The organism is Aeromonas sp. s1(2024) (assembly GCF_040908005.1).
GTDB classification, from domain to species: domain Bacteria; phylum Pseudomonadota; class Gammaproteobacteria; order Enterobacterales; family Aeromonadaceae; genus Aeromonas; species Aeromonas caviae.
This window is the reverse complement of the sequence record NZ_JBFOCW010000026.1, coordinates 19,096-33,448: the sequence shown is the minus strand read 5'-3', so window position 1 is coordinate 33,448 and position 14,353 is coordinate 19,096. Positions and strand designations below refer to the sequence as shown.

General features: G+C 62.8%; 10 protein-coding genes. 6 read left to right on the top strand and 4 right to left on the bottom strand.

The features are described 5' to 3' along the window. Positions 1-192: 192 nt before the first annotated feature. The 3 genes from dnaJ to grpE all read right to left on the bottom strand — a co-directional run bounded on the left by dnaJ (position 193) and on the right by grpE (position 4,371). Positions 193-1,329, bottom strand: a complete 1,137-nt coding sequence (gene dnaJ, locus AB5Y70_RS06725; protein WP_010673647.1) for a molecular chaperone DnaJ — start codon at positions 1,327-1,329, stop codon at positions 193-195. A 254-nt stretch (positions 1,330-1,583) separates the two neighbouring features. Next, the gene (dnaK, locus tag AB5Y70_RS06720) at positions 1,584-3,512 is read right to left on the bottom strand and encodes a molecular chaperone DnaK (protein ID WP_010673646.1); all 1,929 of its coding nucleotides are present in this window, start codon (positions 3,510-3,512) and stop codon (positions 1,584-1,586) included. Between the two features lie 283 nt (positions 3,513-3,795). Continuing rightward, entirely contained in the window at positions 3,796-4,371 is a 576-nt protein-coding gene (gene grpE, locus AB5Y70_RS06715; RefSeq protein ID WP_029314044.1) for a nucleotide exchange factor GrpE, read from the bottom strand. A gap of 263 nt (positions 4,372-4,634) precedes the next feature. On the opposite strand from grpE, the gene nadK reads away from it, so the two are divergent. Continuing rightward, a complete protein-coding gene (nadK, locus tag AB5Y70_RS06710; protein WP_010673644.1) occupies positions 4,635-5,519 on the top strand; it encodes an NAD(+) kinase in 885 nt (294 codons plus the stop codon). Positions 5,520-5,543: 24 nt separating this feature from the next. Here nadK and AB5Y70_RS06705 read toward each other — a convergent pair whose 3' ends face one another. Further along, positions 5,544-6,701 carry a GGDEF domain-containing protein gene (locus AB5Y70_RS06705; RefSeq protein ID WP_319882055.1) on the bottom strand — a complete coding sequence of 386 codons (1,158 nt, stop codon included), beginning with the start codon at positions 6,699-6,701 and terminating at the stop codon, positions 5,544-5,546. Positions 6,702-7,007: 306 nt separating this feature from the next. On the opposite strand from AB5Y70_RS06705, the gene recN reads away from it, so the two are divergent. The 5 genes from recN to AB5Y70_RS06680 all read left to right on the top strand — a co-directional run bounded on the left by recN (position 7,008) and on the right by AB5Y70_RS06680 (position 14,326). After that, positions 7,008-8,672, top strand: coding sequence for a DNA repair protein RecN (recN, locus tag AB5Y70_RS06700; protein ID WP_010673642.1), 1,665 nt, complete (start codon positions 7,008-7,010; stop codon positions 8,670-8,672). A gap of 471 nt (positions 8,673-9,143) precedes the next feature. Beyond that, positions 9,144-9,584 (top strand): universal stress protein, encoded by a 441-nt coding sequence (locus AB5Y70_RS06695; protein ID WP_010673640.1) that lies wholly within the window; start codon positions 9,144-9,146, stop codon positions 9,582-9,584. 193 nt (positions 9,585-9,777) lie between these two features. Then, complete coding sequence (locus AB5Y70_RS06690; RefSeq protein WP_010673639.1) at positions 9,778-10,941, top strand: efflux RND transporter periplasmic adaptor subunit; 1,164 nt, start codon at positions 9,778-9,780, stop codon at positions 10,939-10,941. Beyond that, complete coding sequence (locus tag AB5Y70_RS06685) at positions 10,938-12,956, top strand: MacB family efflux pump subunit (protein WP_010673638.1); 2,019 nt, start codon at positions 10,938-10,940, stop codon at positions 12,954-12,956. Before AB5Y70_RS06690 ends, AB5Y70_RS06685 begins: the two co-directional genes overlap by 4 nt. After that, complete coding sequence (locus AB5Y70_RS06680; RefSeq protein WP_041201474.1) at positions 12,953-14,326, top strand: efflux transporter outer membrane subunit; 1,374 nt, start codon at positions 12,953-12,955, stop codon at positions 14,324-14,326. The genes AB5Y70_RS06685 and AB5Y70_RS06680 overlap by 4 nt, the downstream gene beginning before the upstream one ends. Positions 14,327-14,353: the final 27 nt, after the last annotated feature.

The following is a 14,353-nucleotide window of genomic DNA, read 5'->3' as shown; positions in this document are numbered from 1 at the left end:
AGCTGACTCAATATGCCAGCTAAACCGTTTCAGCAGGAGTGTGAGCGGGATAACATTTGTACAGGGGGAATTGGTGGAAGTTGTGAGGAGGATCCCTCATCGGGATCCACTCAATAAGGGAGGATCCAGGCCAGATGGCGGGCAAAAAAAAAGCCGGCACATCCGTGCCGGCTTGGGTAACGCGGGTCGCGTTTATTTAGTCAGGTCGTCGAAGAAGCGTTTCACCCCTTCGAAGAAGCCTTCGGATTTCGGCTTGTGAGTCTTGGCAGCGGCGCCGCTGAAGGAGTCGTCCAGCTGGCGCAGCAGATCTTTCTGGGTCTCGGTCAGCTTGACCGGAGTCTCGATCACCACCTTGCACATCAGATCCCCCACCTGGCCGGAGCGCACGGACTTGACGCCCTTGCCCCGCAGGCGGAACAGCTTGCCGGTCTGGGTCTCCGGGGTCACCTTGAGCTTGACCCGGCCATCCAGGGTCGGCACTTCAATCTCGCCGCCGAGCGCCGCCGTGGTGAAGCTGATGGGCACTTCGCAGTAGAGGTCGTTGCCGTCACGGACGAAGATCTCGTGCTCGCGCACGTGAACCTGTACGTACAGATCCCCCGCCGATGCGCCGGTTTCCCCCGCTTCCCCTTCGCCGGAGAGACGGATGCGATCCCCGGTATCGACCCCGGCCGGGATCTTGACCGACAGGGTCTTGGTCTTCTGGTAGCGCCCTTCCCCATGGCACTTGCGGCACGGATCCTTGATGATCTTGCCGCGACCGTGACAGTGGGGGCAAGGCTGCTGCACCGCGAAGAAGCCCTGGCGCATCTGCACCTGGCCGGAGCCGTGGCAGGTGGGGCAGGTCTGGGCCTGGCTGCCGGTATGGGCACCGGAGCCGTTGCAGACTTCGCAGTGGACCTGGGTCGGGATCTTGATCTCCTTGGAGACCCCGCGCACCGCCTCTTCCAGCGTCAGCTCCATGTTGTAGCGCAGATCGGCGCCACGGGCCGGGCCGCGACGACCGCCCCCGCGACCACCGAAGATGTCGCCAAACACGTCGCCGAAGATGTCGCCGAAATCGGCACCACCGCCAAAGCCGCCGTGGCCGCCACCCTGGCTCGGATCCACCCCGGCATGACCGTACTGGTCATAACGGGCACGCAGGTTCTCGTCGGTCAGGACCTCGTAGGCTTCCTTGACCTCTTTGAACTTCTCTTCAGCCCCGGCATCACCCTGGTTGCGATCCGGGTGATACTTCATGGCCAGACGCTTGTACGCCTTCTTGATCTCGCGCTCGTCGGCACCTTTCGACACCCCGAGCACTTCGTAGAAATCGCGCTTCGACATACTCATCCTGTTGCTATATCAGCAGTTACGCAGACGGGCGTTGGTTACCCAACGCCCGTAAATTCATTGACGAATCTGCTCACACTCTTGCTACGAAGCCGTGATCAAGGCTCATGTGCTGCTCGGAATCCTCACGTATATCTATACGCTCCGGTTCCTGCGCTGCTCTTTACCTTGCTGACGGCCTCTCGCGACAGACCGTGAACAGATTCTGAGCCGATGGGCGAAGCGGACTTCGCCCATCCGGGTCGGGCTTACTTCTTGTCGTCTTTCACTTCTTCGAACTCGGCGTCGACCACGTCGTCGTCAGCCTTGGCAGAAGAGGAGGACTGACCGGCGTCAGCACCGGCGGCGCCTTGCGCCTGAGCCTGCTGCTGGGCAATTTCCATCAGCTTCTGGGACGCTTCCAGCAGCGCTTGCTGCTTGGCTTCGATGGCAGCCTTGTCGTCACCCTTGATGGCGGATTCCAGCTCGCTCAGGGCAGTCTCGATCTTGGTCTTCTCGTCGGCAGGCAGGGCTTCACCGGCTTCGGTGACCTGCTTGCGCACGGAGTGGACCAGACCGTCAGCCTGGTTGCGGGCCTGCACCAGCTCTTCGAACTTCTTGTCCTCGGCCGCGTTGGCTTCGGCTTCGCGTACCATGCGTTCGATCTCGTCATCAGACAGACCGGAAGAGGCCTGGATGGTGATCTTCTGCTCCTTGTTGGTCTCCTTGTCTTTCGCGGAGACGTGCAGGATGCCGTTGGCATCGATGTCGAAGGTCACTTCGATCTGCGGCAGACCGCGCGGTGCCGGGCGGATGCCTTCCAGGTTGAACTGGCCCAGGGACTTGTTGTCGCTGGCGCGCTTGCGCTCACCCTGCAGCACGTGAATGGTCACGGCAGACTGGTTGTCTTCGGCGGTGGAGAACACCTGGGACTTCTTGGTCGGAATGGTGGTGTTCTTCTCGATGAGCGCGGTCATCACGCTGCCCATGGTCTCGATCCCCAGGGAGAGCGGAGTCACGTCCAGCAGCAGTACGTCGGTCTTGTCACCGGACAGCACGGCACCCTGGATGGCAGCCCCCATGGCCACGGCTTCGTCCGGGTTGACGTCTTTGCGCGGCTCTTTGCCGAAGAAGTCGGCCACGGTCTTCTGAACCAGCGGCATACGGGTCTGACCGCCCACCAGGATGACGTCGTCGATCTCGCCAACCGCCAGACCGGAGTCTTTCAGGGCGACACGAACCGGCTCCAGGGAGTCTTTCACCATGTCTTCCACCAGGGATTCCAGCTTGGCGCGGGTCACCTTGATGTTCATGTGCTTCGGACCGGTGGCATCTGCTGTGATGTACGGCAGGTTCACGTCGGTCTGCTGGGCAGAAGAGAGCTCGATCTTGGCTTTTTCGGCGGCATCTTTCAGACGCTGCAGGGCCAGCTGGTCGTTGCGCAGGTCAATGCCCTGCTCGCGCTTGAACTCGTCAACCAGGTAGTTGATGACGCGGTTGTCGAAGTCTTCACCACCCAGGTGGGTGTTACCGTTGGTCGCCAGTACTTCGAAGGTGGTTTCCCCTTCGACTTCGTCGATCTCGATGATGGAGATATCGAAGGTACCGCCACCCAGGTCGTATACGGCAACCTTGCGCTCGCCCTTGACCTTGTTGACGCCGTAGGCGAAAGCCGCAGCAGTCGGTTCGTTGATGATGCGTTTTACATCCAGACCGGCGATGCGACCGGCATCCTTGGTGGCCTGACGCTGGGCGTCGTTGAAGTAGGCCGGTACGGTGATAACGGCTTCGGTCACCGGCTCGCCCAGGTAGTCCTCGGCGGTCTTCTTCATCTTTTTCAGCACTTCGGCAGAGATCTGCGGCGGTGCCATTTTCTTGCCTTTCACTTCAACCCAGGCGTCACCGTTGTCGGCCTTGGCGATGGCGTACGGCATGATTTTCAGGTCACGTTGTACTTCGTCATCTTCGAAACGACGGCCGATCAGACGCTTGATGGCGAACAGCGTGTTCTTCGGGTTGGTGATGGCTTGGCGCTTGGCCGGCTGACCAACCAGGATTTCGCCGTCATCGGCATAGGCAATGATGGACGGAGTAGTACGGTCGCCTTCCGCGTTCTCGATCACGCGAGCATGGTCGCCATCCAGAATAGCGACGCAGGAGTTGGTAGTACCCAGGTCAATACCGATGATTTTACCCATTTGACGAATCTCCAAATACTTTGAATAAACTGGCGAGGGGCTCGCCTTGATACGTTAACGGCTAGGTGGGGCCTGCCACTGTGGCTTTCAAGCTCCCGGCATCAAATTTTTTGTGCCGCCGTGGCCTTGCAACCTATATGGGGTCTCAAGTCGGCGCTTCAAGTCCGGCCCTGAAAAAACCTGCATACAGACCACCTGACAGCCAAATGACGCCAGACACGTTTTTTGGCGCCACATCCAACAAAAAGCCCGCCAAGCGGCGGGCTTGGTGAGAACAGCGTGATCAGTCAGCGGACTTGGAGACCATCACCATGGCCGGGCGGATGACGCGGCCATTGAGCTCGTAGCCCTTCTGCATCACGGCGATCACTGTGTTCGGCGCCACGTCGGCACTGGGCACCATGCTCATGGCCTGGTGGGCATTGGGGTCGAACGGCTGGTTGGTCGGGTCCAGCGCCACCAGGCCAAACTTGGCCACGCCGCTCTGCATGGATTTCAGGGTCAGCTCGACCCCTTCAATCATCGGCTTGAGAGTGTCGTTCTCCTTGTCCGCCAGCTCGATGGCGCGCTCCAGGTTGTCCAGCACCGGCAAGAGCTCTGCCGCGAACTTCTCCAGTGCAAACTTGTGGGCTTTCTCCACGTCCTGAGCGGCACGGCGACGCAGGTTCTCCATCTCGGCGACGGCGCGAATGGCGCGCTCGCGCTCTTCCAGGGAAGCCTGCTGGGCCGCCTCCAGCTGGGCCTCCAGCTCGGCGATGCGGGCCTGCTCGGCTGTCACTTCACTGTCTACATCGGTCGGCTCGACTGGCTGGGCTTCCACTTGCTCCATCGCTTCAACCTTTTGTTCTTCGTGGCTCATGACATCTCCAATATTCAGGGGTTGCGTGTGAGGGTGGCTGGCGTTCAGACAAGCGACACGCGCCAGCAGACCCTGTGTTGGCGCTATTATGGGGACACAGCCCCGGCTTTCAAGGGGAAAAGGGCAGATCGGGCACAATGGCGCCCATCCGCGTGCCAGGCAGCCCCTTTTCGGGGCCGATTGCACCAACCGCCACGGAGGCAGACAAATCCCCGGCAAAGCGCGGTATACTCCCCCCAAGACTCTCCCAGACCCGATAACCTATGGATTCTCCGTTCAAAACCGTTGCCCTCATCGGCAAGCCCCATCACGAGGGGGCCAACCAGACCCTGACCGGCCTGTATCAGTACCTGACCAGCCGTGGCTTTCGCGTGCTGCTGGAGAGCCGGGTGGCCCATACTCTGGGGCTGCTCGGGGAGAACGTGATGGATCTGGTGCAGCTCGGCGAGCAGGCGGATCTCGCCATCGTCGTCGGCGGTGACGGCAACATGCTGGGGGCCGCCCGGGTGCTGTCACGGTTCGATGTGGCGGTGATCGGGGTGAACCGGGGCAACCTCGGCTTCCTGACCGATCTCTCGCCCCAAGATTATCTGCTGCCCCTGGAGCAGGTGCTCTCGGGTCACTTCAAGAGCGAGCATCGCTTCCTGCTGGAGGCCGCCGTCTATCGCCACGGGGAGCGCAAGTCGAGCAACCTCGCGGTCAACGAGGCGGTGCTTCACCCGGGCAAGATCGCCCACATGATCGAGTTCGAGGTCTACATCGACGGCAGCTTCATGTACAGCCAGCGCTCGGACGGCATCATAGTGGCGACACCCACCGGCTCCACCGCCTACTCCCTGTCGGCAGGGGGCGCCATTCTCACCCCCAAACTCAACGCCATCACGCTGGTGCCCATGTTCCCGCATACCCTGAGCAGCCGCCCCATCGTGCTGGATGCGGACAGCGAAGTGCGGCTGCTGGTCTCGCCGGACAACCAGGACGACGCCATGCAGGTGAGCTGCGACGGCCAGGTCACCCTGGCGGTCCACCCGGGAGACGAGATCCTCATCAAGAAGAGCAGCCACAAGCTTCATCTGGTGCATCCGCTGGATTACAGCTACTTCCACGTGCTGCGCAACAAGCTCGGTTGGGGCAGCAAGCTCTTCTAGCCAGGCACCACCGGTGGCGAGGGTCTACCCCTCGCTGCTTTCGACCAGCCGAGGCGGTGCCGGCTCGAATGCCAGATGCACCCCGTTTCGCCCCGCTTCCTTCACCCGGTACATGGCAGCATCGGCTTTGGTCAGCATCAGTGCCAGGTCAGCCTCGGCACTGGCGCACACAACCCCCATGCTCACCGTAACCCCCTCGCACGGCAGGCAAGCCCCCTGCCGGGAGCCCGTCTCTATCTGGCGGCGGATCCGGTCACAGATGTCGCGGGCCATCTGGCCGCTCACGCCCCCCATGATGATGGCAAACTCCTCGCCACCGATGCGCCCCACCAGATCATCCTTGCGTACCTCGGCCACCAGCACCCCGGCCACATAGCGAATGACCTCATCCCCGCAGCCGTGACCAAACTGGTCGTTGACCCGCTTGAAGTGATCGATGTCCAGGACCACCACGCAGCGCGTCTGGCCAGGCGTAGTACCCTCTCCGTGCCTGAAGAGGCCGCGCCGATTGAGCACCCCGGTGAGGGGATCCCGCTCCGAGAGCGCCAGCAATGCCTCCTCCGTCTCCACATAGGCCACCAGAGGCAGCAACAACACCGAGCCGATGGTCAGCACCATGTGCATGAAGAAGATGAGATCGAGCCAACCTCCGTCCCCCATCCGCTCTTCGACTCCCAGCAAGAGCAGCCCCCCCTGGCTCAGCAGGATGGTGAAATGCAGCAGGTAAATGAGCGCCACCGCATGGAGCACCCGCTTCTGTTGCCGGCCGAGAGAGACGATGAGGCAGGCGCACCACAGGTACAACATCGATTCCATCAGAGCCAGCACAATGCGCACGGGGGCGAGGCTGGACAATCCCAGATAGAGCAGCAGCAACACCGCCACGCCTCCCCCCACGGCACGGGGATGCCATGCGCGCTCGTAAAGCGCACAAAAACCGGCGAGCAACAGCAGGATGCTCATGAGCGAGACCAGGCCGCCGACCCGGATGCCCAGCGCCGGATGGCCGCCCAACACCCCCAGACTGAGCAGCAGGATGGAGAGGGAGAAGAGAAAAGCGGAGAGGGACCAGTACAGAAAGTTGCCTCGACCCGGCTTCAGGGAGTGGATGAATAGCATGATCAGCCCCGACATCAGGTTGATTGCCAGGGAGATCAGCAGCAGGGTCGGGGTATGGATCATCGTGACGCATCCTTGCGAAGAGGTCTGTGCACAGCCCAGGCTCAACCAGGACTGGTTCGAGTGTGTCTCAGCCAGCCACTCACCACAAGAGAGCGCCTCAAGGTGGCTTCTCGAATCACCTCAGCCCATGCCAGGTACGCAGGTTGATTTTGCAGGCCATCGGATCGGCGTCACCCCCATGCCGCGGCCTTGACATCCTTGCCCTCCCCCTGTTTCGCAAAAATCCTCCCTGCCCACTTTACTGTATATAAGACCAGTATATACTGTATGCATACACAGTAATGTTGGCCCATACAGGATGAGACCATGCTGACCCAGCTGACCGTCAACAACTTCGCCATCGTCAAGTTTCTCGAGCTCGATCTGCAACCGGGGATGACCTGCATCACCGGGGAGACCGGCGCGGGCAAATCCATCGCCATCGATGCTCTGGGGCTGTGCCTGGGGGAGCGCGCCGAAGCCAGCATGGTGCGCCCGGGCAGCGACAAGACCGAGGTGAGTGCCCGCTTCCTGCTGGAGGGAAATCCTGCCGCCCGGGCCTGGCTCGCCACCAACGAGCTTGAAAATGACGGTGAGTGCATCGTCCGGCGGGTACTGTCCGCCGAGGGGCGCTCTCGCAGCTATATCAACGGGGTTCCCGTCCCCCTCGCCCAGCTCAGGAACCTGGGTCAACTGCTGGTCAACGTCCACGGTCAGCACGCTCACCAGATGCTGCTCAAACCCGATTACCAGCTCGCCCTGCTGGACGGCTACGCCGGTCATCATTTGCTCCTCGACGATGTGCGCCGCCACTACCAGCAGTGGCGCCAGTTGCAAAACGAGCTCAACCGGCTCAAGGCCGAGCAGCAGCAGCGGGAAGCCCGCCGTCAACTCATCGAATACCAGGTGCAGGAGCTGGACGAATTTGCCCTTCAGCCGGGAGAGTTTGAAGAGATTGAAGAGGAGCATCAGCGGCTCGCCAATGGCACCGAGCTGATGCAGGAGTGCGGGTATTGCCTCGATCTGCTCTATGACAATGAAGAGACCACCATCGCCGGTCTGCTGCAAACGGCGGTGGACAGGGCCGAGACCCTGGTCGGCATGGACAGCCGGCTGGGCAACGTGCTCGGCATGCTCAACGAAGCCCTGATCGGCGTACAGGAGAGCCACAGCGAGCTGCGCAGCTATCTCGACCGGCTGGAACTGGATCCAGAGCGCTTCAACGAGCTGGAGAGCCGCCTCTCCAAGGCCATCAACCTGGCACGCAAGCACCATGTCAAACCGGCGGAGCTGGCCCACTACCATCAGGAGCTGGCCAGCGACCTCGCACGCCTGCACTCCGACGAAGAGCGACTCGAGGGGATGGAGGACGAGCTGGCCTCGGCCCGCCAGGCCTTCGTGCAGGCCGCCGAGGCCCTGAGCCAGAGCCGCCAGCGCTATGCCGAGGAGCTGGGCGCGAAGGTAAGCGCCAGCATGCACGAACTGGCGATGCCCGATGGCCGCTTCGCCATCGAGGTGCGACCCGATGCCCAGAGCAGCCTCTCGCCCCTTGGCATCGATCGGGTGGAGTTCATGGTCACCACCAACCCGGGTCAGCCCATCCAACCGCTCGGCAAGGTGGCTTCCGGCGGCGAGCTGTCGCGTATCAGCCTCGCCATCGTGGTGATCAGTGCACGCAAGATCTCCACCCCGACCCTTATCTTCGACGAAGTGGATGTGGGGATCAGCGGCCCGACCGCCGCCGTGGTGGGCCGCCTGTTGCGCCAGCTCGGCGAATCCACCCAGGTGATGGTGGTCACCCACCTGCCCCAGGTGGCAGGCAAGGGTCACCAGCACATGGTGGTGAGCAAACACACCGACGGCAAGACAACGGAAACCCAGATGCAGGCGCTCACCCCGGGCGCCCGGCTCAACGAACTGGCCCGCCTGCTGGGGGGCGATCAGATCACCGATAACACCCTGGCCAATGCCCGTGAGTTGCTCGCAAGCTGACCACGGGGCGGGCGGGACATCCTCCCGTCCATGTCGCCCCTTTTAGATTGACCGAGTCATCATCGCGGTGGCCAGTTGAAGCCTCTTGCCGACGGCGCCGGCCTGGTTGACCGATGCCGTGAACCGCAAGCAAGAAAGAGGGGCTGCCCTGGCTAATCCGCGGCACGTGTCTTGATGCTCAATCTGAGCCTGTTAGCCTGGTCATCACCCAGTCGGGCTTCCATCGCCATGGTCAGAACGCCACTCATCTTCGTTGCACTCATTCATATATCGAACGGACCCACTCCTTCATTTTCCATTCAACTCAGTCTGTTATGATGATGTAAACGGACTCGGTACCTTCAGTTGCCATCGACAGAAGGTGACGCTTGATGCAAACACACCGGGTTCGTTTGAGCTGACATTTCGCGGGAAGGGAGAATGGGAGCGCGCTTCCGCCGTCTGACCCGCACCTGCCAAGGAGAACTGCTTATGAGCCCGACCAATATTGTGCTGTTGCTGGAAGGCAAGGATTACGAGCAGGAGACACTGGCCAAGGCGAGCCGTCTGGCACAAGGGCTGGGCGCCAACCTGACCTTGTTGCACCTGACCCACAGCAGCAAGACCCGTCGCAATAGTCTGTCCCTGTCACAAGAGGAGCGCAGCGCCCAGGGCACCCTGGATGCCAAGGCGATCATCAGTGAACTCATCACCCAGCTGTCTCATCCGGTGGATTACCAGTGTCTGGTGGTGGATGACGTGGTGCCGGATCTCCAGCACTGGCTGGCCGCCCACCCCGCCGATCTCTTGCTGGTCGGCAGCCGTCATCACTGGATGGAGGGCTCGCTGGCCCGCCTGCTCCTCTACAAACTGCCCCTCGATATCCAGATCTGCCACGAGCCTCACGCCGCCTTGCTCAAAGCCGTCGGTTGATGCCACAAGACCCGCTCCCTGAGCGGGTCTTCTTGTTTCTGACGCCCGCCGTCATCCTCCCCCAGCTTGGCCTCCTCCAGTGCGTCACCGCCAGAACCACACGATTTCTTACACATTGCTCGCTTCTTTTTGAGGGCCATTTGCTGCACGATATGGCCCTTGCACGCCTTCGCTCGTTTCGTTCAGGTGATAAATGAAAGCTCTTCGAAAACCCGGCAAGCTCGCCCTGCTCGCCCTTGTGCTGATCCCTCTCGTCACCTGGCTGGCCTGGCCAGGCAACACACCGGACCCGGTACTGACCGCAACGGTAACCCGCCAGGATGTGGAGCAGACGGTGCTCGCCAGTGGCGTACTGCAGGCAATCGAGCAGGTGGATGTGGGGGCCCAGGTCTCGGGTCAGGTCACCTATCTCGCGGTGGAAGCGGGTCAACAGGTCAAACAAGGAGAGCTGCTGGCGGAGATCGATCCCCTGATCGCCCAGAACAACCTCAAGACCGCCGAAGCGGAGCTGGCCAGCCGCCGCGCCCAGCTCAAGATCAAGCAGGCACAGCTCAAACAGAACGAGCTTGCCTGGCGCCGCCAGCAGCAAATGTTTCGGCAGGAAGCGAGCTCTCGTGCGGATCTGGAGAGCGCCGAAGCCCAGCTTGCCGTCACCCGGGCCGAGCTGCAAAGCGCCCAGGCCGACATCGACAACGCCATCATCAAGGTGGAGCGCGCCAAGACGGAGCTCGGCTACAACCGCATTCAGGCCCCCATGGATGGTACCGTCGTCTCCATCGTCACCCGGCAGGGGCAGACTCTGGCCGCCAGCCAGACGGTACCGACCCTGCTCAAGCTCGCCAATCTCGACACCATGACGGTCAAGGCCCAGATCTCCGAAGCGGACGTCACCCGTGTCAAGGCGGGCATGCCGGTCTATTTCACCCTGATAGGGGATCCGGATACTCGCTACCACGGTACCCTGCGCACGGTCGAGCTGGCCCCCACCAACATCAATGAGCAGACGGCCAGCACCACAGCCACCAGCAATGCGGCCATCTACTACTATGCCCTGTTCGATGTGCCCAACCCCGGCCATCAGTTGAGGGTCGCCATGACGACCCAGGTCACCATCGTACTCGGCGAGCGCAAGCAGGTACTGGCCATTCCCCAGACCGCCCTCGGCAAGAAGACTGGCGACAACGAGTACGAGGTCAGCCTGCTCAAGGCAGGGGACCAGAGAGAGACCCGCCGCATCAAGACCGGCATGAAGGATGACATCAAGATTGAGGTGGTGAGCGGCCTGACCGAGCAGGAGAAGGTGATCCTGGAGCAGGGCAAGCCGGCACTGCACGATGAAGGGGAGATGGTGCCGTGAGCGAGCCCCTGATCCGTCTCAAGGGCATCGAGCGGCGCTACCAGAGCGGAGAGCACGAAGTGACCGTGCTGCACCCGCTGGATCTCGCCATCGATGCCGGGGAGATGGTGGCCATCGTCGGCGCCTCCGGCTCCGGCAAATCGACCCTGATGAACCTGCTGGGCTGCCTCGATCGCCCGAGCGGGGGCCAGTATCTGTTTCGCGGCCAGGACACCGCGACCCTGGATGCCCTCTCCCTGGCACGGCTGCGCTGCCACCACTTCGGCTTCATCTTCCAGCGCTATCACCTGCTGCCCCATCTGGACGCGGCCGCCAACGTGGAGATCCCCGCCATCTATGCCGGCACTGCCCGCCTTGATCGCCAGGCCCGAGCCCGCACCTTGCTGACCCGCCTGGGACTGCAGGATCGCAGCCACCACAGACCCGGCCAGCTCTCCGGCGGTCAGCAGCAGCGGGTCAGTATTGCCCGGGCGCTCGCCAACGGCGGCGAGGTGATCCTGGCGGACGAACCCACCGGCGCTCTCGACAGCCAGAGCGGCAAGGAGGTGATGGCCATCCTCAAGGAGCTGCACGCCCAGGGCCACACCATCATTCTGGTGACCCACGACATGGCGGTGGCAAGCCATGCGGATCGCATCATCACCCTGCGTGACGGGCGGGTAGTGGAGGACAGCGGCCATCGGGCGACCGATGACAACGCAGCCTCCCCATCCGGGGCGCAGGCCCACCCGCTGCCAGGTGACGGCAGCCAGCTGGCCCCTCCCTCTGTCGGGCAAGATGCACAGGGCACAGGAGCCGTCGTCCGCACCGCAAGCCGGGGCTGGGATCGCTACCGGGAGGCGGGGCGCATGGCCCTGCACGCCATGCTGGCCCATCGCATGCGCACCTTCCTCACCATGCTCGGCATCATCATCGGCATCGCCGCCGTGGTCAGCGTGGTGGCGCTGGGTCAGGGGGCGCGCGCCAAGGTGATCGACGACATCAACGCCATGGGCACCAACACCATCGACATCTTCCCCGGCAAGGACTGGGGAGACGAGAAGGCCGCCAGCATCCAGACCCTGAACGAGCGGGATCTCGACGCGCTGCTCGGCCAGCCCTATCTGGAGGGGGCCAGCCCCCAGATAGCGACGTCGGGCCAGCTTCGCTATCGCAACAAGACCAGCAGCGGCAGCGTGATCGGGGTCGGCAACGACTTTTTCCGGGTCAAGGGGATGACGCTCACCCAGGGGCGCCTGCTCGATGAGCGGGACATTCGAAACCGGACGGCAGTCGCCGTGGTGGATGGCAAGACCATAGAGAGCCTGCTTGGCAAGGTGGACCCGGTCGGCCAGGTGGTGCTGGTCGGCACCCTGCCGGTGCGCATCGTGGGGGTGGTCACCCAGGAGACCGGCTTTGGCCGCAGCAGCCAGTCGGTCAATGTCTGGCTCCCCTACAGCGCCGTCATGAGCCGTCTCCTCTCCCAGCAGCACTTCACCCAGATCACCATCCGGGTCAAGGACGGCGTCCAGTCCGCCCTGGCCGAGCAGGCGGCAGTCGCCCTGCTGACCCAGCGCCACGGCGTGAAGGACTTCTTCACCTTCAGCAGCGACAGCATCGTCAAATCGGTGGAGAAGACCACCGCCACCCTGACACTGCTGGTCTCCGCCATCGCGGTGATCTCCCTCATCGTCGGGGGCGTCGGGGTGATGAACATCATGCTGGTCTCGGTGGTGGAGCGCACCCGGGAGATAGGGATCCGCATCGCCGTCGGCGCCCGCCAGTCCGACATACTGCAACAGTTCCTCATCGAGGCGGTGATGGTCAGCCTGCTGGGGGGGCTGCTCGGTATCGGCCTCGCCCTGCTCATCGGCGCTCTCTTCTCCCTGCTCGTGGAAAGCTTCCAGATGCGCTTCTCGCTCTTCTCCATCCTGATGGCCTTCGGGTGCTCCTCCCTCATCGGGATCCTGTTTGGTTACCTGCCCGCCCGCAATGCGGCCAGGCTCGATCCGGTGGAGGCACTGGCGAGGGAATGACGATGCACAACCTATCAAGGCTCGGGCTAAGCCTGATGCTCACCGCCAGCCTCGGTGCCTGCAGCCAGCAGAGCACCTATCACAGACCCGATCTCGACGTGGCGCCAGCATGGCAGCAGGAGAGCCGGGGTCTCACCTTGCAGCAGGCAGGCCCCTGGTGGCAGGGATTCCAGGATCCTGCGCTCGATCGCCTGGTCGAGGCGGTGCTGGCCGCCAACCCGGACATGCGGGTGGCCGGGCTCAAGCTCAAGAATGCCCTGCTCGGCGCCGATCTGGCTGACACCAACCTCACCCCCTCGGTCAGCGCCAATCTCGGGGCCAGCGGCACCAAGAACATGAAAGATGGCAGCGCCAGCAGCAACCTGGGCCCCTCCCTCAACCTCAGCTACGAAGTGGATCTCTGGGGCAGACTGGCCGCGGCAAGGGATCAGGCGAGCTGGGAGGCACAAGCCAGCGAACAGGATCTGGCCGCCACCCGGTTGCTGCTCATCGGCAAGACCCTGGAGCAATACTGGCAACTGGCCTACCTCGGCTCGGCCATTACCCTGGGCACCCAGCAACTGGCCAATCTGGAGCGCATTGAACGCCTGACCCACGCCAAATACGAGGCGGGCGCCGTGACCCGACTCGATCTGGTACAGGCCAGCCAGCAGAAGGCGGGCAAGCAGGCGGAGCTCGCCACCCTCACCCAGCAACGGGCACAGGCGGGCAATGCTCTTCGCCTGCTGCTGGGCCGCAGCAGCGGGCCGCTCGCTGACGCTCCCGACGCCCTGATCATAGGCCCGATCCCGTCCCTGGCGGCCGGCATTCCCGCCGATGTGCTGGCCCGGCGGCCCGATGTGCGCGCCGCCGAACTCAGGTTGCGCAAGACCCTTGCGAGGGGAGATGAGATCCGCACCGGCTTTTATCCCACCCTGAGCCTGACCGGCGGTGCCAGCACCACCTCGGATACCCTGACCCAGGTGCTGCAAAATCCAGTCGGCACCCTGGGCGCCACGCTGGCGCTCCCTTTCCTCGAGTACAACAAGACCCGGCTCTCCATCGCCAGCGCCGACATCGACTACCAGATTGCCGAAACCGAGTTTCGCAAGCAGCTCTATACCGCGCTGCTGGAAGTGGAGGATGGCCTGGCCGCCCGTCAGCAAGGGGATCAGCGGCTGCGCTATCTGGAGCAGCAGAGGGCCTATGCCCGGGAGGCCGAAAGGCTCGCTGGCGCCCGTTTTCTGGCCGGTGCCACCGGGGTGCAACCCTGGCTGGATGAGCAGAACCGCCTGTGGGATGCCGAGCTCGCTCTGCTGGCACAGCAGCAGGCCCAGCTCAACAACATGGCAGGCATCTATCGGGCGCTGGGGGGAAGCGATCGAACCTGACCCAGGCAGAGAGTGTGAGATCGCGAT